This is a genomic window from Streptomyces sp. NPDC058145 (genome assembly GCF_042884245.1).
Taxonomy (GTDB): domain Bacteria; phylum Actinomycetota; class Actinomycetes; order Streptomycetales; family Streptomycetaceae; genus Streptomyces.
The window spans coordinates 644,728-663,488 of record NZ_JBHVUH010000001.1 but is presented as its reverse complement, the minus strand read 5'-3'; the positions used below and the strand labels follow the sequence as shown (position 1 = coordinate 663,488).

The 18,761-nt window shown below is 69.8% G+C and carries 14 protein-coding genes; 6 read left to right on the top strand and 8 right to left on the bottom strand.

Features of this window, described 5'->3' with window-relative positions:
* Positions 1-67: 67 nt before the first annotated feature.
* The gene (locus tag ACFVVO_RS03085; protein WP_390051222.1) at positions 68-829 is read left to right on the top strand and encodes a class I SAM-dependent methyltransferase; all 762 of its coding nucleotides are present in this window, start codon (positions 68-70) and stop codon (positions 827-829) included.
* Here ACFVVO_RS03085 and ACFVVO_RS03080 read toward each other — a convergent pair.
* The 7 genes from ACFVVO_RS03080 to ACFVVO_RS03050 form a co-directional block, all read right to left on the bottom strand.
* Complete coding sequence (locus tag ACFVVO_RS03080; protein ID WP_390051221.1) at positions 826-1,947, bottom strand: ABC transporter ATP-binding protein; 1,122 nt, start codon at positions 1,945-1,947, stop codon at positions 826-828. The genes ACFVVO_RS03085 and ACFVVO_RS03080 overlap by 4 nt on opposite strands.
* 13 nt (positions 1,948-1,960) lie before the next feature.
* A complete protein-coding gene (locus ACFVVO_RS03075; RefSeq protein WP_390051220.1) occupies positions 1,961-3,022 on the bottom strand; it encodes an ABC transporter ATP-binding protein in 1,062 nt (353 codons plus the stop codon).
* Positions 3,023-3,037: 15 nt separating this feature from the next.
* A complete protein-coding gene (locus tag ACFVVO_RS03070) occupies positions 3,038-4,015 on the bottom strand; it encodes an ABC transporter permease (RefSeq protein WP_390051219.1) in 978 nt (325 codons plus the stop codon).
* Between the two features lie 99 nt (positions 4,016-4,114).
* Positions 4,115-5,923, bottom strand: a complete 1,809-nt coding sequence (locus tag ACFVVO_RS03065; protein ID WP_390051218.1) for an ABC transporter substrate-binding protein — start codon at positions 5,921-5,923, stop codon at positions 4,115-4,117.
* 104 nt (positions 5,924-6,027) lie between these two features.
* Positions 6,028-7,074: an ABC transporter permease gene (locus tag ACFVVO_RS03060; RefSeq protein ID WP_390051217.1), complete on the bottom strand. Its 1,047-nt coding sequence runs from the start codon at positions 7,072-7,074 to the stop codon at positions 6,028-6,030.
* A 404-nt stretch (positions 7,075-7,478) separates the two neighbouring features.
* Positions 7,479-9,395: a translational GTPase TypA gene (gene typA / locus ACFVVO_RS03055; RefSeq protein WP_390051216.1), complete on the bottom strand. Its 1,917-nt coding sequence runs from the start codon at positions 9,393-9,395 to the stop codon at positions 7,479-7,481.
* Positions 9,396-9,603: 208 nt separating this feature from the next.
* Positions 9,604-11,793, bottom strand: coding sequence for an ABC transporter family substrate-binding protein (locus ACFVVO_RS03050; RefSeq protein WP_390051215.1), 2,190 nt, complete (start codon positions 11,791-11,793; stop codon positions 9,604-9,606).
* A gap of 286 nt (positions 11,794-12,079) precedes the next feature.
* Here ACFVVO_RS03050 and ACFVVO_RS03045 point away from each other — a divergent pair, with 286 nt between their 5' ends.
* Genes ACFVVO_RS03045 through ACFVVO_RS03030 form a run of 4 tightly spaced genes read left to right on the top strand, consistent with a single transcriptional unit; the run spans position 12,080 to position 15,965 of the window.
* Positions 12,080-12,370, top strand: coding sequence for a hypothetical protein (locus tag ACFVVO_RS03045; protein ID WP_390051214.1), 291 nt, complete (start codon positions 12,080-12,082; stop codon positions 12,368-12,370).
* A gap of 27 nt (positions 12,371-12,397) precedes the next feature.
* Positions 12,398-13,219 (top strand): hypothetical protein, encoded by an 822-nt coding sequence (locus ACFVVO_RS03040; protein ID WP_390051213.1) that lies wholly within the window; start codon positions 12,398-12,400, stop codon positions 13,217-13,219.
* A 23-nt stretch (positions 13,220-13,242) separates the two neighbouring features.
* Entirely contained in the window at positions 13,243-15,198 is a 1,956-nt protein-coding gene (locus ACFVVO_RS03035) for a fumarate reductase/succinate dehydrogenase flavoprotein subunit (RefSeq protein WP_390051212.1), read from the top strand.
* Positions 15,195-15,965, top strand: a complete 771-nt coding sequence (locus ACFVVO_RS03030; RefSeq protein ID WP_390051211.1) for a succinate dehydrogenase/fumarate reductase iron-sulfur subunit — start codon at positions 15,195-15,197, stop codon at positions 15,963-15,965. Before ACFVVO_RS03035 ends, ACFVVO_RS03030 begins: the two co-directional genes overlap by 4 nt.
* Positions 15,966-15,974: 9 nt before the next feature.
* Here the strand turns inward: ACFVVO_RS03030 and ACFVVO_RS03025 are convergent, their stop codons facing one another.
* Positions 15,975-17,081, bottom strand: a complete 1,107-nt coding sequence (locus tag ACFVVO_RS03025) for a hypothetical protein (protein ID WP_390051210.1) — start codon at positions 17,079-17,081, stop codon at positions 15,975-15,977.
* Positions 17,082-17,161: 80 nt separating this feature from the next.
* On the opposite strand from ACFVVO_RS03025, the gene ACFVVO_RS03020 reads away from it, so the two are divergent.
* Positions 17,162-18,712 (top strand): hypothetical protein, encoded by a 1,551-nt coding sequence (locus ACFVVO_RS03020; protein WP_390051209.1) that lies wholly within the window; start codon positions 17,162-17,164, stop codon positions 18,710-18,712.
* Positions 18,713-18,761 lie beyond the last annotated feature (49 nt).

Genomic DNA, 18,761 nt, shown 5'->3' with positions numbered 1-18,761 from the left:
ACTCGCGCACCGCGGCGGATTCCCCGATCCCCTTACTGATCGACGGATCAGCAGGCAGACTCACGGCATGGTCGATCGCGTATTCGCCGACGTGGAACTCGCTTCGCTGTACGACAGGTTGAACGCCTGGGGCCCAGCCGACGACTTCTATCTGGGGCTCGTCATGGAGGCGGAGACGGTCCTGGACGTCGGCTGCGGGACCGGACGGCTGCTGCGCGCGGCCCGGGACGCGGGCCACCGGGGCCGGCTCACCGGCCTGGATCCGGCCGCCGCCATGCTCGTACAGGCGCGGCGGGCGGCACCGGAGGGCGAATGGGTGCTCGGGGATTTCACGACGCACCGCTGGGAGCAGGCGTTCGACCTGGTCGTGATGACCGGTCACGCCTTCCAGGAACTGCTCGGCGACGAGGACGTGCGCGGTTGTCTGCGCGGGGTGCGTCGGGCGCTGTCCGACGGCGGCCGGTTCGTCTTCGAGACGCGGAATCCGGCGGCCCGCGCCTGGGAGCGCTGGACGCCGGAGAAGGTGTACGAGATCCCCGACGGGGACGGCGGCCTCGTGAAGGTGTGGCACGACGCCGAGCCGGCCCCCGTCGGGGACCGGCTCGGGTTCACGGAGACCTATGCGGGCGCGCGGTGGGACCGGCCGCTGGTGTGCCGCAGCACCCTGCGGTTCCTCGGCACCGACGCCCTGGACGACTTCCTGGGCGAGGCCGGACTGACCGTCGCCGAGCGCTACGGGGACTGGCGGCGGGGGCCACTGACCCCCGCCGGCCCCGAGATCATCACCGTGGCCCGGGCGGCCACCTGGACCACCCGGGCGGCTTCCTAGACCTCCGGGGTGTCGCTCTCCTCCAGCGCCACCAGCGCCGGGTCCATGACGATGTCCGCGTCACGGGCCTCGGTCGTCGGGTCCTCCGGGAAGTGGCAGGCCGTCAGGTGGCCGTCACGGTTGCCGGAGAGCTGCACCAGCGGCGGCTCCTCCGTCGCGCACTTGTCCTGCGCCTTCCAGCACCGGGTGCGGAAGCGGCAGCCGGACGGCGGGTGGATCGGCGAGGGGACGTCGCCGGAGAGCCGGATCCGCTCCCGGTCGGCGCTCTCCCCGTCGACGCCGACCTCCGGCACGGCCGACAGCAGGGCGTGCGTGTAGGGGTGACGCGGCCCGTTGTAGATCGACTCACGGTCACCGACCTCGACGATCTTGCCGAGGTACATCACCGCGACGCGCTGCGAGAAGTGCCGCACCACGGCGAGGTCGTGGGCGATGAACAGGAAGGCGATGCCCAGTTCCCGCTGGACCTCCTGGAGCAGGTTCACCACCTGCGCCTGGATGGACACGTCCAGCGCGGAGACCGGCTCGTCCGCCACGATCAGCTTCGGGTTCAGGGCCAGCGCGCGGGCGACGCCGATGCGCTGACGCTGACCGCCGGAGAACTCGTGCGGGAAGCGGTTGTAGTGCTCCGGGTTCAGGCCGACGAGCTCCAGCAGCTCCCGGACCTTCTTCTCCCGGCCGCCCTCCGGCTCGATCCCGTTGACCTCCATCGGCGCCTTGATGATCGAGCCGACGGTCTGCCGCGGGTTCAGCGAGGAGTACGGGTCCTGGAAGATCATCTGGATCTCGGACCGCACGGGCGCGATCTGCCGGCGCGAGGCGTGCGTGATGTCCTGCCCGGCGTAGGTGATCGAGCCGGCGGTCGGCTCCAGCAGCCGGGTGATGAGCCGGCCCGTGGTCGACTTGCCGCAGCCGGACTCGCCGACCAGACCGACGCTCTCGCCGAAACCGACCGTCAGGTCGATGCCGTCGACGGCCTGCACCGCGCCGACCTTCCGCTTGATCGGGAAGCCGCCGTAGATCGGGAAGTGCTTCGTGAGGCCCTTGACCTCGAGCAGCGCCTCCGCCGGGGTGCCGGAGGTGCCCTGCGGTGCGGGGAGGGTGAGGTTGTCGCTCATGTCTCAGTTCTCCCTAGCGCAGCCGGGGCTGGATCTTGTCGATGAAGATGGTCTGCTTCTGCTCGGCCGTGAGGTGGCACGCGGCCGCGCGACCCTCGCCCAGCGGTGGCCGCACCTCCGAGCAGAGGTTGCCCTGCACTTCTTCCTTGAACGCGCAGCGCGGGTGGAAGCGGCACCCGGCGGGCGGGTTGAGCAGCGAGGGCGGGCTGCCGGGGATCGGCGTCAGGTGCTGGTCGAGGTCGCTGTCCAGGCGCGGCATCGAGCTGAGCAGGCCCCAGGTGTAGGGGTGCTTCGGCTCGTGCAGCACCTCGCGGACGCTGCCGCGCTCCACGGCCCGGCCCGCGTACATCACCAGCAGGTCGTCGGCCATGTGGGAGATGACGCCGAGGTCGTGGGTGATGAAGATGATCGCGGAGCCGAACTCCTGCTGGAGGTCCTTCAGCAGGTCGAGGATCTGCGCCTGCACCGTCACGTCGAGCGCGGTGGTCGGCTCGTCGGCGATCAGCAGCTCGGGGTCGCACATCAGCGCCATGGCGATCATCGCGCGCTGGCGCATACCGCCGGAGAACTGGTGCGGGTAGTCGTCGAAGCGGATCTTGGGCTGCGGGATGCCGACCTTCTCCAGCATCTGGATGGCCCGGTCCTTGGCCTCCTTCTTGGAGGCGCCGCGGTGCTTCATGAACGGCTCGGACAGCTGGCGACCCACCGTGTAGAACGGCGACAGCGCGGTCAGCGGGTCCTGGAAGATCATCGCCATCTTGTTGCCGCGGAGCCGCTCGAGCTCCCGCTCACTGGCGGTGACGAGTTCCTTGCCGTCGAGGACGATCTCGCCGTCGATGGTGGAGGTTCGCGGGTTGTGCAGGCCCAGGACCGTCAGGTTGGTGACGGACTTGCCGGAGCCGGACTCGCCGACGATGCCCAGGGTCTTGCCGCGCTCGACGTCGAAGGAGAGGCCGTCGACCGCCTTGACGATGCCGTCCTCGGTGGAGAACTGCACCTTCAGATCGCGCACCGAGAGGAAGCTCTCCGGACCGGTCGGGGCCGACGCGTCCTCGGTCTTGGTCAGTGTGGTCACGGTGGTTCGTTCTTCCTAGGAGAGCCGGACGCGCGGATCGATCCAGGCGTACGCGATGTCGGTGAGGATGTTGAAGATCAGGATGAAGAAGGCACCGAACAGCATGACGCCCATGGTCATGGGGAGGTCCTTGTGGATCGCGCCGTCCACGGCCAGGCGACCGATGCCCTGCAGGGAGAAGGTCAGCTCGGTGACGACGGCACCGCCGAGCATGCTGCTCAGGTCGATGCCGAGGACGGTGACGATCGGGATGAGCGCGCCACGCCAGGCGTAGCGGAAGAAGACGTACCTGCGCGACATGCCCTTGGCGCGGGCGGTGCGCACGTGCTCCTCGGCGAGCTGCTCGATCATGGAGGAGCGCGCCATACGGGTGTACTGGGCGGTGAAGATGCTGGCCATCACCAGCGTCGGCAGCAGCATGCCGACGAACCAGCCCCAGGGGTCCTTGGTGATGGGGACGTACGCGGGGTTCTCCATCCAGCCGGTGCTGTAGACGAAGATCCACAGGACGATCGGGCCGAGGAGGTAGATCTGGAACGAGCTCAGCACCATCGAGGCGCCGGTGGCGACCTTGTCGACCAGGGAGCCGCGCCGGTACGCGGCGATCATGCCGGCTCCCACACCGATCACGAGGAAGACGACCGCACCGCCGGCGGTGAGGGTCAGCGTGGTCGGGAAGCGGTCGGTGATCGTCGACCAGACCATGTCGCCCGAGTAGAACGACTGACCGAGGCACGGGGCGCTGCAGTGACCGGTCGGGAAGTCACGGCCGACGAAGATGCCGGACATGAAGTCCCAGAACTGCTGGGTGATGGGGAGGTCGAGACCGAGGGCCTGGCGGATGTCCTCCAGTCGCTGAGGAGAGCAGTCCTTGCCACAGGCCAGGGAGGCGTAGTCGGAGGGCGCGGCCACGAACAGGAAGAACGTGACGGCGCCGATGAGGAACAGAGTGACGACGGCACCGACCGTGCGCCGGAGGATGAACTGAAGCATGGCGGGAGGGCTGCTCTCTGCGGAGACGAAAGGGAGGTTTCACGGAGGTGCGGGGACGCGCTCCGCCTGGTGCGCGTCCCCGCGTTCAGCCGTAGAGAGTTACGACTTCTTCAGGTACAGCTGGTTGATGTCGATGAGGCTCGACACCGACCCGTAGCGGGCGCCGCCCACGTTGGAGCCCGAGAGCTGGAACTGCTTGGTGTACCACAGCGGAGCCGCCGGAACGATCTTCTCCAGCATGTAGTGCTGGGCTTCCTTCCAGGTGGCCGCGGCCTCGGTCGGCTTCTGGGTCAGAGCCTTCTGGATGAGGGCGTCGACCTTCGGGTCCTTGATGTGCGAGTAGTTCGGCGAACCGTCCGCGACCTGCGTGCCGTCGTAGACCGGGGTGATGACGGTGGAGGCACTCGGCCAGTCCTGACCCCAGCCCGTGACGTACATGTCGTACGGGTTGTCGAGCTTGCCGATCTGCTCGTAGTAGCTCGCCGCGTCGACCTCCTTGGAGACGACGTTGAAGCCGACCTTGGAGAGGGCGTCCTCGATGGCGACCTTGCGCTTCTGGCCGTTCTCGCTGTTGCCGTAGGCGAAGACGACCTTCTTGTCGGCCGCCGGGACGCCCTTGAGGAGCTCCTTGGCCTTGGCGAGGTTGCCCTGCGGCGTCTTCAGACGGCCGTAGGGGTCGTACTTGGCCTCGTAGCCCGGCAGGGTCGGGGCGAAGTAGTTCGGGGCCACGTCACCGCCGTAGACACCACCCTCACCGGCGATGAGCGACTTGGAGTTGACGGCGTAGGTGATGGCCTGGCGGACCTTCAGGTTCTTCACGCGGTCCAGGTTGAACGACAGCTGCATCACGTAGGGCTGGTAGCCCTTGACCGTGCGCTTGCTGACGGCCGGGTTCTTGATGACGTCCTGGATCTGCGTGGCCTCGACACCGCCGGTGAGCTGGATGGCGTTCTTGTCGTTGCCCTGGTCGGCGATCAGACGCTTGGTCTGGGTCGACTCGGTCACGCCGAACTGGAAGTTCCAGCCGTCGACGTACTGGTGACGCACGGAGTCGGTCTTCGGGTCCCAGTTGGTGTTCTTGACGAGCACCATGGACTTGCCGTTCTTGTACGACTGGATCTTGTACGGGCCGGTGGCGACCGGAGCCGTGTCGTACTTCTCCTTGGTGTCGTCCTTCGTGGGGACGATCGCGTAGCCGGCCATGGCCAGCGTCTGCGGCAGGTCCGGGCGGGCCTGGTCGAAGTGGAAGACGACGGTCTTGTCGTCCGGGGTGTCCAGGACGGACTTCGGCAGGTGCTTGCCGTCGAAGCCGCCGCCGGGCAGCAGCTCGCGGTACTTGCCCGTGTACTTCTTGCCGGCCAGCCAGTCGTGCAGGTAGGGCGGGCCGTCGAAGATGAACTTCGCGAACTGGCGCTCGACGGTGTGGCGGACGTCGGCGGACGTGATGGCGTTGCCCTTGGCGTCCTTGACGCCGTCCTTGAGGGTGAACGTCCAGGTCTTGCCGCCGTCCGACATCTTGCCCGCGTCGGTCGCGATGTCACCCACGACCGAGACGCCGCCCTTGCCGTCCTCCTTGAACTGGGTCAGGCGACGGAACAGCAGGTTGGCGACCTGACCGGCGTCGGAGACGTAGGTCTGGCCCGGGTCCAGGTGCGAGAGGCCCGCCTCCTGGTAGACCGTGATGGTGCCGCCGCTCTGGGCACCGGGGACGTCCTCGGCCGGACCGGTGGAGCCGGCGGCGTCGGCGTAGGTGACCGCCTTCGACTGGACGGAGGCCTGCTGCTGGTCCTTCTTGGAGTCCTGACCGCCGTTGCCCCCCTTGTTCTCGGAGCACCCGGTGAGCACGAGGGAGCCGGCCGCGAGGGCGACGACGATGGCCTGCGCTCTGCGCGAGCTGAACGACTTCATGAGGCGAATGCACCTACCTGTCGGTTTGATATTTCCTGAGTACTGCCTGACGCGGCTGGTAGGCCGAATCGGGGGTGGCAGTCATCCCCCACCGGTTGGACGAACTACCGTCCGGACTTGGGGTCGAACGCGTCCCGCACTGAGTCTCCGAGGAGGTTGAAGGCCAGGACGAAGATCACCAGCGCCAGACCGGGGAAGAAGAGGAACGCCGGGTCCTGCTCGGTGTACTTGGCACCGTTGGCGAACAGCTTTCCCCAGTCCGGGGTGGGCTCGACGAAGCCGACCCCGGCGAAGGACAGGAACGCGATGGTGAGGATGGTGCTGGGCAGCGTGTACGTGAACTGCACCAGGATGGGAGTCACCACGTTCGGCAGGATCTCCTTGCGGACGATCCGCCAGGGCGAGGCGCCGGAGACCTTGGCGGCCTCCACGAACTCCCGCTCGCGCAGTGACAGCACGGTCGAGCGCACCAGACGTGCCATGCCCATCCAGCCCAGGAGCCAGAGCACGATGAGCATCGCCACCGCACGGAGGTACGTGGGCGTCTCCTCGCGCGGGTCCACGAAGAACGCGGTCACCACGGGCATGAAGGCGATGAAGAACAGCTGCTGCGGGAAGGCGAGGAAGAAGTCGGTGACGCGGCCGATCCAGTAGTCGGTCCTGCCGCCGAAGTAGCCGCCGATCAGACCGAGGACGATACCCGTGACCATCATCAGGACCGTGATGCCCACCGCCATGTACAGCGAGGTGCGCATGCCGTACACCAGCATCGCGAACACGTCGCGGCCGTACTGCGGCTCGACGCCGAACCAGTGCGCCCCGGACAGGCCGCCGAAGTAACCGAGCGGCAGACCGAAGTCGTCGAGGACCGGGGTGCTCTGGTAGGTCGGGTCCTGGCCGTACAGGGTGTACGGGTCCGTCCCGCTGATCTTCGTCAGCAGCGGCGCGGCGACCGCCACGACGAAGTACAAAATCACTATCGCCGCACAGACGACACCGGTACGGTCACGCTTGAAGCGCTGCCACATCAACTGGCCGGGAGAGCGACCCTCGAGCGTGGTCTCGCCCTTGGCGGGCGCAGGTGCCGGCTCGAGTTCTGGCTCCAGGGCAACCGACGGCCCGGAGCCTTCAGCCTTGGCAGGACTGGACATGTGAGTTCTTCCCCCGGGGGGTTGGAGAGCTGAGCGCAGCGCAGATACCGGAGAGTTCTGCGGTTTGGGGGAACTTTCGCCAATGCGTTCAACGCGCGTCAAGGGCGGAAGACATAGGGATCTCCCTACCGTCATTATTTTGAGCAAAAATTGCAGAGATCGACACCTGTGCGCGCTTGACACGGTCAGTGGGTTCTCGGCAAATCGGACAGCTCGTTACTTTTTTTTCGTTACATGTCCGAAACTTGACGCGCTTGTCCCCGGTATCCGAACACTCGGTACCGGCGGCTGTCCGGGCGAACCGGTCACGGTGTCGCTACCCGTGCGGGGTCCGGACATACAAACCGAAAGCCCGGCCCTCCAGATGGCGGAGGGCCGGGTTCCACGGGCTTGGGGCGTCGGCGTCAGCCGTGCTTGGCGCGGCTCGCGGCGCGGGCGCGCTCGCGGGCGTCCAGGTTCACCTTGCGGATGCGAACCGCCTCGGGGGTCACCTCGACGCACTCGTCGTCGCGGCAGAACTCCAGCGACTGCTCCAGGGAGAGCTTGCGCGGCGGCACGATCGCCTCGAACGAGTCGGCCGACGAGGACCGCATGTTCGTGAGCTTCTTCTCCTTGGTGATGTTCACGTCCATGTCGTCGGAGCGCGAGTTCTCACCGACGATCATGCCCTCGTACACCTCGGTGCCCGGCTCGGTGAAGAGCACACCGCGCTCCTGGAGGTTCGTCATCGCGAAGGCGGTGACGGCACCGGCACGGTCGGCGACCAGGGAGCCGTTGTTGCGGGTCGTCAGGGCGCCGAACCAGGGCTCGAAGCCCTCGTGGATGGAGTGGCCGATGCCCGTGCCGCGGGTCTGGGTGAGGAACTCGGTGCGGAAGCCGATGAGACCGCGGGACGGCACGACGAACTCCATGCGGACCCAGCCCGAGCCGTGGTTGGACATGTTGTCCATCCGGCCCTTGCGCACGCCCATGAGCTGCGTGACGGCGCCCATGTGCTCCTCGGGCACGTCGATCGTCATGCGCTCGACCGGCTCGTAGGTCTTGCCGTCGACATCCTTGGTGACGACCTGCGGCTTGCCGACGGTCAGCTCGTAACCCTCGCGGCGCATCTGCTCGACCAGGATGGCGAGCGCCAGCTCACCACGGCCCTGGACCTCCCAGGCGTCCGGGCGCTCGGTCTCCAGCACCCGCAGCGAGACGTTGCCGATCAGCTCGCGGTCCAGGCGGTCCTTGACCTGGCGCGCGGTGACCTTGCGGTCCTTGACGGCCGCCTTCGCGTCGGCGCCCTTGCCGGTGCCGCCCCGGCCGACCAGCGGCGAGGTGTTCGTACCGATCGTCATCGAGATCGCGGGCTCGTCCACCGTGATCAGCGGCAGCGGGACCGGGTTCTCGGGGTCGGCCAGCGTCTCGCCGATCATGATGTCGGGGATGCCGGCGACGGCGCAGATGTCACCGGGGCCGGCCTTCTCGGCGGGCTTGCGGGTGAGCGCCTCGGTCATCATCAGCTCGGTGATGCGCACGTTGCTGACGGACCCGTCGCGCTTGATCCAGGCGACCGTCTGGCCCTTGCGCAGCTCGCCCTGCTCGACGCGGAGCAGCGCGATACGGCCGAGGAAGTTGTCGGCGTCGAGGTTGGTGACGTGGGCCTGGAGCGGGCCCTCCTCGTCGTACGTGGGGGCCGGGATGTGCTCCAGGATCGTGGAGAAGAACGGCTCCAGGCTGTCGCTGTCGGCCGGGACCGTGCCGTCGTCCGGCTTGGTCAGCGAGGCGATACCGTCGCGGCCGCAGGCGTAGACGATCGGGAACTCGATCTGGTCCTCGTCCGCGTCCAGGTCCAGGAAGAGGTCGTACGTCTCGTTGACGACCTCGTCGATCCGGGAGTCCGGGCGGTCCGTCTTGTTGATGCACAGGATGACGGGCAGGCGCTGCTGGAGGGCCTTGCGCAGCACGAAGCGGGTCTGCGGCAGCGGGCCCTCGGAGGCGTCGACGAGGAGCACCACGCCGTCGACCATCGACAGACCGCGCTCGACCTCACCACCGAAGTCGGCGTGGCCGGGGGTGTCGATGATGTTGATGGTGATCGGGTCCCCGCCGGCCTTCGGGTGGTACTTGACCGCCGTGTTCTTGGCCAGGATCGTGATGCCCTTCTCACGCTCCAGGTCGTTCGAGTCCATCATGCGGTCGTCGACGCCTTCGAGCTGGTGGGCGGCGAACGCGCCGGCCTGCTTCAGCATGCCGTCGACGATGGTCGTCTTGCCGTGGTCGACGTGGGCGACGATGGCGACGTTGCGGATGTCGTGACGCGTTGCAGTCACAGCCATGGTGCGGCGTACTCCCGGAGTATGAGGATTGCCCTGCGCGGACGTCTTGCTGATGCGCGGGCCCTGCCGGGCTGGACACGCCACGGCCTCACCCCATGGTACGTGGCCCCGCGGGTGAAGGCCTCCGCAGGGCCACGGGGCCGGGTGCCGGACGGCTCGGGTTCACGTTCCGGACGGGTTCCGGTTCACCGGCCGGATGGGCCGGGCCTCACTTCGTGGCGGTCGGGCCGGGTGCGATCTTCGCGCCCTTCTTCAGGAAACCCATGTCCTCGTACACCGGTGTACGGAAGCCGAACGCGCCCGCGTTGACCACGTCCTTGCGCACGCCGACCAGCTCGGGCCGCTGGTAGAGCGGGATGGAGGCGGCCGCGGCCCAGATACGGGAGTCCGCCTTGCGGATCAGGTCGCGCGCCTCGCCCTCGTCCAGCGTCGCCGCGGCCTGGTCGAAGAGCTGGTCGACCTGGTCGGTGCCGACCCGGGTGTAGTTCTGCTCGATGTTCACCGAGCCGTCGGCGGCCGGGATCGGCTTGCCGTAGATCGGCCGGGCGTCGGTGGCGGGGAAGGCGGAGGAGGGCCACGAGTACAGGGCGAGGTCGTAGTCGCCGGAGGCGATGTGGTCCTTGAAGTAGCTCTCGTCCGAGACCTTGGTGATCGTCGTGCGGATGCCGACCTTCGACAGCATCGCCGAGATCCGGGCGGCGACGGTGTCCAGCGTCTCGGATCCCGGCCCCGAGGGAAGCACGAAGCGCAGGTCGAGGGCCTTGCCGTCCTTGGCCAGCGGCGCGGTCACGGCGCCGGCCGGGGCGGCGGTGCCCTGCGGGGCGTAGGCGCCCGGCGCACCGCCCTGCTTCAGGTCCTTGTCGGAGTACTGCCTGCCGTCCTGGGCGAGGTGCCTGCCGCCCTCGTCGCCCTTCTCCCGCCGCTCCTCGGCCGACTCGTGCTGCTTGGCCTTGTCGTCCTCGCCGACGATGTACTCGCCGTCCTTGCCGCCGTCGGACTTCTTCTGCTTGTCGCCCTTGCCGGGCTCGGCGCCGGCCGCCTTCTCGGCCTGCTTCTGCTCCTTCACCGGTCCGCCGGCCACCCAGCCGGCGTCCGTGAGCAGCGCCTGTGCCTCTTTGACGTCCGGGCCGCCCAGGGCGCCGCTGCCGTCGGCGTAGGCGTCCTGCCCGGACAGGGCGAGGTGGCTGCCGACCGGCACGGCGGGCAGGCCGAGCGGGGTCAGCACGGCCTTGGCCAGTTCCTCGCGGTCGAGGGCCCGCGCGACGGCCCGGCGGACCCGCTCGTCGGCGAGCATGCCCCCGGCGCCGTTGAGAGCGAGCTGGGTGTAGGCGGGCTCCAGCGACTTGCGGACGCCGAAGGCGCGCAGTTCCTGCTGCTGTTCCAGATACCGCGTGATCGCCTTGCGCAGCTTCTTCTTGCCGACCTTCACCTGCTCGGCGTCGAAGCCGTGTGCCAGCGCCCAGGACCGCAGTTTGCTCGCGGAGGTCTTGCCGCCGCCCCGCAGCGGGGAGCCGCCCGAGCCGGAGGCCGCCTTGATCCGCTCGGCGTCGGCGGAGTCGATGTCGGCGAGCTGCACGGTTCCGTCGGCGAGCGCGGACACCCGTTTGTCGCGGTCCACCGCGTGCAGCACCAGCTCGTTCAGCTTGGCGGGACTGCCCCACCAGCGGGGGTTGCGGGTGAGGACGACGTCCTTCTTGGCGGTGTCGACCTTCTCCACCTTGAAGGGGCCCGCGGTGACGTTCAGCTTCCGGCGGGCGCCGTCGTTGAAGGCGTCCGGGGTGCCCATGACGTCCTTCGGGTACAGCGGGGAGAACAACGACTTCCAGTCGGCGTAGGGGCGGGAGAAGGTGACCCGGACCTGGAGGTCGCCGGAGCCGCGCTCGATCTTCTCGATGCGGTCGTAGCCGGCGTTGCGGGCGGTCCAGTAGGCGCTGTCCTTGCCGGACAGGGCGCGCCACTGGGCGGCGAAGTCGGCGGCGCCGATCTCCCGGCCGTCGCTCCACACCGCCTGCTGGTTCAGCTTGTACAGCACGACCTGGCGCGGCTCGGTCTCGATGACCTTGGCGGACTCCAGATAGGCCGGGTTCGCCACCGGCCGGCCGTTCGCGTCGGACCGGAACATCGACGGCAGCACCGCCTGCGCGACGCGGGTGGTGCCCGCGTCGGCGTCGGCCTGATAGGTGTTCAGGGTCTCCGGCACGGCGTCCACGGCCCACTTCAGCGTGCCGCCGTCGGTGACCTTGTCGCGGGCGACGAGGCCGATGTCCTGCCCGGCCAGGGGGCGGCTCGCCTCCTCGTCGGAACCGCAGCCGGCCAGGAGCGGCACCGCTAGGGCGCCCGCGGTGAGGAAGGCGGCCGGGCGCAGGACCGCGCGCAGGCCGACGCCGTGGTGGGACATCTCTGCTACCTCCGGGGAGCCGCGGGCGTTATGATCACTTTTGGCGGTATATGGAGCTGATCAGATCTATGCACCCACTGAAGAGGAAAGGATCCGGCAACAGCGGGCGACACGGCGGCAACGGACACGAACCCCACCCGTGCGGCGCAATACACCGAAAGTGCATCCGTACGCCTCGGCCAATCGGTGCACATCTCTTCACAGCACCAGGTGTGACGCGCAACACTCCAAGGCGCATGAACGTCGCCGCCCAGGGCCCGCAGACCCGCGGAAGTGAGGGCAAGTCATGTCCGTGCACGACGAACTGACATCCGTCCAGCGCTGCCTGGACGAACTGCACCGGTCGATCGGACGCCTGGAGCAGCAGCTCGACAGCGGTGGCCTGGAGATGCGCCGGGTCCGGATGGACGCCGACCATCTGCGCGACAGCCTCGGGCTGCTGCGCGAGGCGGCGAACCACCCGGCCGCCCCGAACCGGCCCGACCTCGTCACCATCTCCGACACGCCGTACGACATCAGCCTGTGGACGGACTCCGACGACGAGGGTCTGGGCGCTCGCGACCGGCACGCTCCCTGACACCCCCGAACCGACCGGAGTCCCGTCTTGGCTACTGGTACGGAATCCCAACCGGACAGCGGTGGCGTGCGCGGCGGTACGCGCGCCGCGATCGCCGCACCGCATCTGCGGACCGACCGCTGGTGGCTGGCGCCCGCCGTCACCGCGGCCGGTCTGCTCGCCTTCGTCGTCTACTCGACCTGGCGGGCGTTCTCGAACACGGACTACTACGCGGCGCCGTACGTCTCCCCGTTCTACTCGCCCTGCCTGGCGGAGAACTGCCACACCATGCGCGCCGGGCCGAACGCGGAGATCTTCGGGAGCTGGTGGGGCATCTCCCCGGCGATCATCATCCTGATCTTCCCGCTCGGCTTCCGCCTGACCTGCTACTACTACCGCAAGGCGTACTACCGCAGCTTCTGGGCGTCCCCGCCCGCCTGCGCGGTGGCCGAGCCGCACCGCGGGTACACCGGCGAGAGCCGCTTCCCGCTGATCCTGCAGAACGTCCACCGCTACTTCTTCTACGCCGCCCTGCTGGTCGCCGGCGTGCTGACCTACGACACCGTGCTGTCCTTCCGGGACCCGCACTACCGCTGGGGCCACATGGGCCTCGGCACCCTGGTCTTCCTGGCCAACATCTTGCTGATCTGGGCGTACACGATCTCCTGCCACTCCTGCCGGCACATCGTCGGCGGCAAGCTCAAGCACTTCTCGAGGCACCCCGTGCGCTACCGCGCGTGGCAGTTCGTCGGGCGGCTGAACGCCCACCACATGCTGCTCGCCTGGGCGTCCCTGGTGAGCGTCGCGCTCGCCGACTTCTACGTCTATCTCGTCGCGTCCGGTGTCTTCGACGATCCGCGCTTCTTCTAGTGACTCCAGTGAGGGACTGATTGATGTCCGTGGTCGACCGGCAGGAGTGGGACGTCGTCGTGGTCGGTGCCGGGGGCGCCGGGTTGCGCGCCGCGATCGAGGCGCGCGAGCGGGGCGCCCGTACGGCGGTGATCTGCAAGTCGCTGTTCGGCAAGGCGCACACGGTGATGGCCGAGGGCGGCATCGCGGCGGCGATGGCCAACGCGAACGAGCACGACACCTGGCAGGTCCACTTCCGCGACACGATGCGCGGCGGGAAGTTCCTCAACCAGTGGCGGATGGCCGAACTGCACGCCCGGGAGGCACCGGACCGGGTGTGGGAGCTGGAGACCTGGGGCGCGCTGTTCGACCGGACGAAGGACGGCCGGATCTCGCAGCGCAACTTCGGCGGCCACGAGTACCCGCGGCTCGCGCACGTCGGCGACCGTACGGGCCTCGAGCTGATCCGCACCCTTCAGCAGAAGATCGTCTCGCTCCAGCAGGAAGACGCCCGGGAGACCGGGGACCACGAGTCCCGGTTGAAGGTGTTCCAGGAGTGCACGGTCACGCGGATCCTCAAGGACACGGCATCCGACAGCGGCTCCGCCGCGGGTCAGGTCTGCGGCGTCTTCGGCTACGAGCGCGAGACCGGGCGGTTCTTCGTCCTCGAGGCCCCCGCCGTGGTCGTCGCGACCGGCGGGATCGGCAAGTCGTTCAAGGTCACCTCGAACTCGTGGGAGTACACCGGTGACGGGCACGCCCTCGCGCTGCTGGCCGGGGCGCCGCTGCTGAACATGGAGTTCGTGCAGTTCCACCCGACCGGCATGGTCTGGCCGCCGTCGGTCAAGGGCATCCTCGTCACCGAATCGGTGCGCGGGGACGGCGGGGTGCTGCGCAACTCCGAGGACAAGCGGTTCATGTTCGACTACGTCCCGGATGTGTTCAAGGAGAAGTACGCCGAGTCGGAGGAGGAAGCCGACCGGTGGTACGACGACCCCGACCACAACCGCCGGCCTCCCGAGCTGCTGCCCCGCGACGAGGTGGCCCGGGCGATCAACTCCGAGGTGAAGGAGGGCCGCGGCTCGCCGCACGGCGGGGTCTTCCTGGACGTGTCCACGCGCATGCCCGCCGAGGTCGTCCGGCGCCGGCTGCCGTCGATGTACCACCAGTTCAAGGAGCTGGCGGACGTCGACATCACGGCGGAGGCGATGGAGGTCGGGCCGACCTGTCACTACGTGATGGGCGGCATCGCCGTCGAGTCCGACACGGCGGCGGCGCGCGGGGTGCCGGGGCTGTTCGCGGCCGGTGAGGTCGCCGGCGGCATGCACGGCTCCAACCGGCTCGGCGGCAACTCGCTGTCCGACCTGCTGGTGTTCGGGCGCCGGGCCGGCTGGCACGCGGCCGAGTACGCGCAGGGACTGGCGGACCGGCGTCCGCGGGTCGACGACGCCCAGGTCAACACGGCGTCCGCGGAGGCCCTGCGCCCGTTCTCCGCGCAGACGGAAGGTGAGGCGGGCCCCCCGGAGAACCCGTACACCCTGCACCAGGAGCTCCAGCAGACGATGAACGACCTGGTCGGCATCATCCGCCGCGAGGGCGAGATGGAGCAGGCCCTGCACAAGCTGGCCGAGCTGCGGGTGCGGGCCCGGCGGGCCGGTGTCGAGGGGCACCGCCAGTTCAACCCGGGCTGGCACCTGGCCCTCGACCTCAGGAACATGCTGCTGGTCAGCGAGTGTGTGGCGCGGGCCGCCCTGGAGCGCACCGAGTCGCGCGGCGGGCACACCCGTGAGGACCACCCCGCGATGGACCGCGGCTGGCGCAACGTGAACCTGCTGTGCGCGCTCGCCGACCCCGGTGGAACCCTCGCCGGTACCGATCCCGCCCGGAGCCAGATCCGGCTCACCCGGGCGACCACCGAACCCGTCCGCCCGGACCTGCTCGCCCTCTTCGAGAAGGAGGAGCTGGTCAAGTACCTCGCCGAAGAGGAGCTGTACGAGTGAGCAGCTACGAGGCCCGCTTCAAGGTGTGGCGGGGCGATGTGAGCGGCGGTGGCCTGGCGGACTTCACGGTCGAGGTCAACGACGGCGAGGTGGTGCTCGACATCGTGCACCGCCTCCAGGCCACCCAGGCCCCGGATCTCGCGGTGCGCTGGAACTGCAAGGCGGGCAAGTGCGGTTCCTGCTCGGCGGAGATCAACGGGCGGCCCCGGCTGCTGTGCATGACCCGCATGTCGGTGTTCGACCGGGACGAGACGATCACCGTCACCCCGCTGCGGGCCTTCCCGGTGGTCCGGGACCTGGTGACGGACGTCGGCTACAACTACCGCAAGGCCAGGGAGGTCCCGGCGTTCGTGCCGCCGGCCGGGCTGGGCCCCGGCGAGTACCGCATGTCGCAGGAGGACGTGGAGCGCTCGCAGGAGTTCCGCAAGTGCATCGAGTGCTTCCTGTGCCAGGACGTCTGTCACGTCGTGCGCGACCACGAGGAGAACAAGCGGGCGTACGCCGGCCCGCGCTTCCTGATGCGCATCGCGGAACTGGACATGCACCCGCTGGACGCGGCCGCCGAGAAAGGCCTGGACCGCGGGCGCACGGCCCAGGACGAGCACGGCCTCGGCTACTGCAACATCACCAAGTGCTGCACGGAGGTCTGCCCGGAGGGCATCCGGATCACGGACAACGCCCTGATCCCGTTGAAGGAACGCGCCGTCGACCGCAAGTACGACCCGCTGGTGTGGCTCGGGTCGAAGATCAGGAGACGCTCCTCGTAGCGGGCGGCACTACCGCCGCGCCCAGTCATTCCGGTACGCGGTCCAGTCGTCCTCGGTGGCCGCGAAGTCCACGTACAGGGCGACGCCGAAGCGGGTGCGGCCGGCGTCGGTGCGGGACAGGCCGAGGCGGACGCCGCGGACGGCGGCCGGGACGGTCTCGGCGTGGGCCCAGTGGCCGAAGCGGTTCTCGTGGTAGAAGGGCAGGCCCATGAGCAGGTCGGTGGTCCTGGGTGTGACCTCCAGGGCGAGGCTGGTCTGCTGGGCCACATAGCCGCCGTACAGGCTCTGCAGCGGCTGCATGGTGTCGTACGACATCACGGCGATCTGGTCCACGCGGCGGGCCACCTGCCCGAAGTAGGCCTGCGACCACCACTTGGGGTGGCCGGTGGTCGTGCCCCAGAAGGAGTGGAACCCGGGCAGCGGGTCGATCTGGTGGGCGGCGACGGAGAGCAGGGCGTGGTGGGCGCGGGTGAGGGCGCGCAGGTCGTCGAGGAGGGAGAGGTAGTCGCGGTCGCCGGAGTGGAGGGGCTCCAGGTCGAAGTGGGCGCCCTCGAAGCCGGCGGCGAGGATGCCGCGGGTCGATTCGACGATCGCCTCGCGGGTGGCGGCGCGCTCCAGGTGCAGGCCATAGGGGCCCTCGCTGGCCAGCACGTCGCCGAGCCAGGCCTGGACCCGGACGCCGGGGAGTTCCCGGTGTACGGCCGCGATGAGCCAACCCGCCCTTTTGTACGCCGACTTCGGGAGCGTGCCGTCGTGCTCCAGGGGTCCGGAGTGGACGTACAGGTCGCGGATGCCGGTGCCCCGGAGGCGGTCGGCGAGGGCCTTGACGTCCGCGTCGGTCTTGCGACCGTCCACCCAGGCGTGGCCCAGCCAGAGGGCGTCCTTGTGGCGGGTGAGGGTACCGGGTGCCGGGGTGCCGGTGTAGTTGAGGCGGAGGGCCGTCTCGGCGGTGAGGAGGGGCAGGGTCAGGGCCAGGAGGACCGCGATCAGGACGCGGCGCAGGCGGCGGCGTCCGGGGTTTTTGCCGTCGCCGGGCGCGGGCCGGTCCTCGGGGGCCTGCCCTTGCGGTGTCTCCTGGTCCGGTTCCGTCTCCCGGTCGTGCCGTGCCGTGCTCATTCCGACCCCCTGTCATCGCGTTCCCCCAGCCGCGTCCGCCCCACTCGCGCGGGCGCCCACCTGCCCATACGCTCCGAAATGTGACGCGCTCCCCGATCCGCGGCCGGCCCCGGCGCACCCGCGCGCCCGTACGGGCGCGCCTAGCGCTCGCCGCGGCCGGTGCGCTCGTGGGAACCGGGTGGCTGGTGTTGCCGGTGATGACGGCGGGGGGCGGTGATCCGGTTCCCGCAGCTCCGGTCGGACCGGTCGCCGGCTCCGCCGCACCGCGGCAGGACGAGACCTCCACGACCGACCTCGTGCTGCCGCTCGCCGTCCTCGGCGCGGCCGGGGTGCTGGCAGGTTACGGGTATCTGCGGCGCACCCGGCGGGCCCGGACCCGCACCACACCGGGTGTGGTGCCGGCGGCGCCACCCGTGCCCACTCCGGCCGAGAGCGAGCGGCAGGCCCGCGCCGCGCTGGTGCTGGCCGACGACTGCGTGCGGGGCAGCAGGGAGGAACTCTCCTACGTCGAGGAGCTGTTGGGGGCGGAGGCGGTCGAGCCGTTCGCGCATGCCCTGCGGGCCGCGGAGACCGAGCTGTCGGCCGCGTTCGCGATGTGGCGGCGCTACGAGGAGGGTGTTCCGGCGGACGCGACGGCCCGGCGGCAGGCACTGGTGGGGGTGGTCGGGCGGTGTGCGGAGGCGGGACGGCGGCTGGACGCCGAGGCGGCGGGGCTGGACCGGCTGCGCGGGCTGGAGCAGGGGGTGAGCGCGGCCCTGGAGGTCGCGGAGGCGCGGTTTCGTGAGCTGGCCGCGCGGACGGCGGCGGCGCAGGCGACGGCGGCCGGGCTGCGGGAGCGGTACGCGCCCTCGGCGGGCGCACCCGTCACCGGGTATGTCGAACAGGCCAAGGACCGGCTGGTGTTCGCCACCGAGCGGCTCAACGAGGCGCGGCAGGCAGCCGACTCGGGCGAGCTGTCGCGGGCGGCCCGGCAGTTGCGCGCCGCCGAGGGCGGTATCACCCAGGCAGGCGTCCTGGTGGGCGGGGTGGAACGGCTCGCGGCCCGGCTGCGGGAGGCGGCCGCGCTGGTGCCGGCCGCGCTGACCGGCGCGGAGGCGGAGATCGCCGGGGTACGGAAGGAGGGCGGGCGCACCTCCCTGACCGGCGGTGAGCTGCGGGCCCGGCTCGCGCACGCCGACGCCGCGCCGGCCGCCGTGCGCGCCGAGCTGACCGGCGGCCCGTACGACCCGCTGGACGCGCTGCGCCGGATCACGCGGGCCGTGGAACGTCTGGAGGCGGGGCGGTCCGGGGTGCTGGAGGCCGCCGCGCTGCTCGTGTCGCGCGGCGCGGTCGACGCCACGGAGGACTTCGTCGCGGTGCACCGGGGGGCGGTGGGCGCACCGGCACGGGCCCGGCTGGCGCAGGCGGTGCGGGCCCTGGGCTCGGGCGCCGAGGCGGACGTGCTCGCCGGGCAGGCCCGGGAACTGGCCGAGCTGGACGTGCGCGCCCACGGCAACCCGTTCGCCGACGGCCACGCCACCGGCCTCACCGGCGCCGTCCTCGGCGGCATCCTCCTGGCCGAGGACCCGGACGGCGGCCCCCCGACAAGCTTCGGCGGCCCCCAGACCCGCTCCCGCCGCCACATGCCGTGACGCGCCTGCCGCCACCCTTCGGCAGAGGCTGAGCCCGCCAGAGGACCTC

Coding starts and splice junctions, on each gene's coding strand:
- ACFVVO_RS03085 (WP_390051222.1), top strand. CDS start 68: ATGGTCGATCGCGTATTCGCCGACGTGGAACTCGCTTCGCTGTACGAC.
- ACFVVO_RS03080 (WP_390051221.1), bottom strand. CDS start 1,947: ATGAGCGACAACCTCACCCTCCCCGCACCGCAGGGCACCTCCGGCACC.
- ACFVVO_RS03070 (WP_390051219.1), bottom strand. CDS start 4,015: ATGCTTCAGTTCATCCTCCGGCGCACGGTCGGTGCCGTCGTCACTCTG.
- ACFVVO_RS03065 (WP_390051218.1), bottom strand. CDS start 5,923: ATGAAGTCGTTCAGCTCGCGCAGAGCGCAGGCCATCGTCGTCGCCCTC.
- ACFVVO_RS03060 (WP_390051217.1), bottom strand. CDS start 7,074: ATGTCCAGTCCTGCCAAGGCTGAAGGCTCCGGGCCGTCGGTTGCCCTG.
- typA (WP_390051216.1), bottom strand. CDS start 9,395: ATGGCTGTGACTGCAACGCGTCACGACATCCGCAACGTCGCCATCGTC.
- ACFVVO_RS03050 (WP_390051215.1), bottom strand. CDS start 11,793: ATGTCCCACCACGGCGTCGGCCTGCGCGCGGTCCTGCGCCCGGCCGCC.
- ACFVVO_RS03045 (WP_390051214.1), top strand. CDS start 12,080: ATGTCCGTGCACGACGAACTGACATCCGTCCAGCGCTGCCTGGACGAA.
- ACFVVO_RS03035 (WP_390051212.1), top strand. CDS start 13,243: ATGTCCGTGGTCGACCGGCAGGAGTGGGACGTCGTCGTGGTCGGTGCC.
- ACFVVO_RS03025 (WP_390051210.1), bottom strand. CDS start 17,081: ATGAGCACGGCACGGCACGACCGGGAGACGGAACCGGACCAGGAGACA.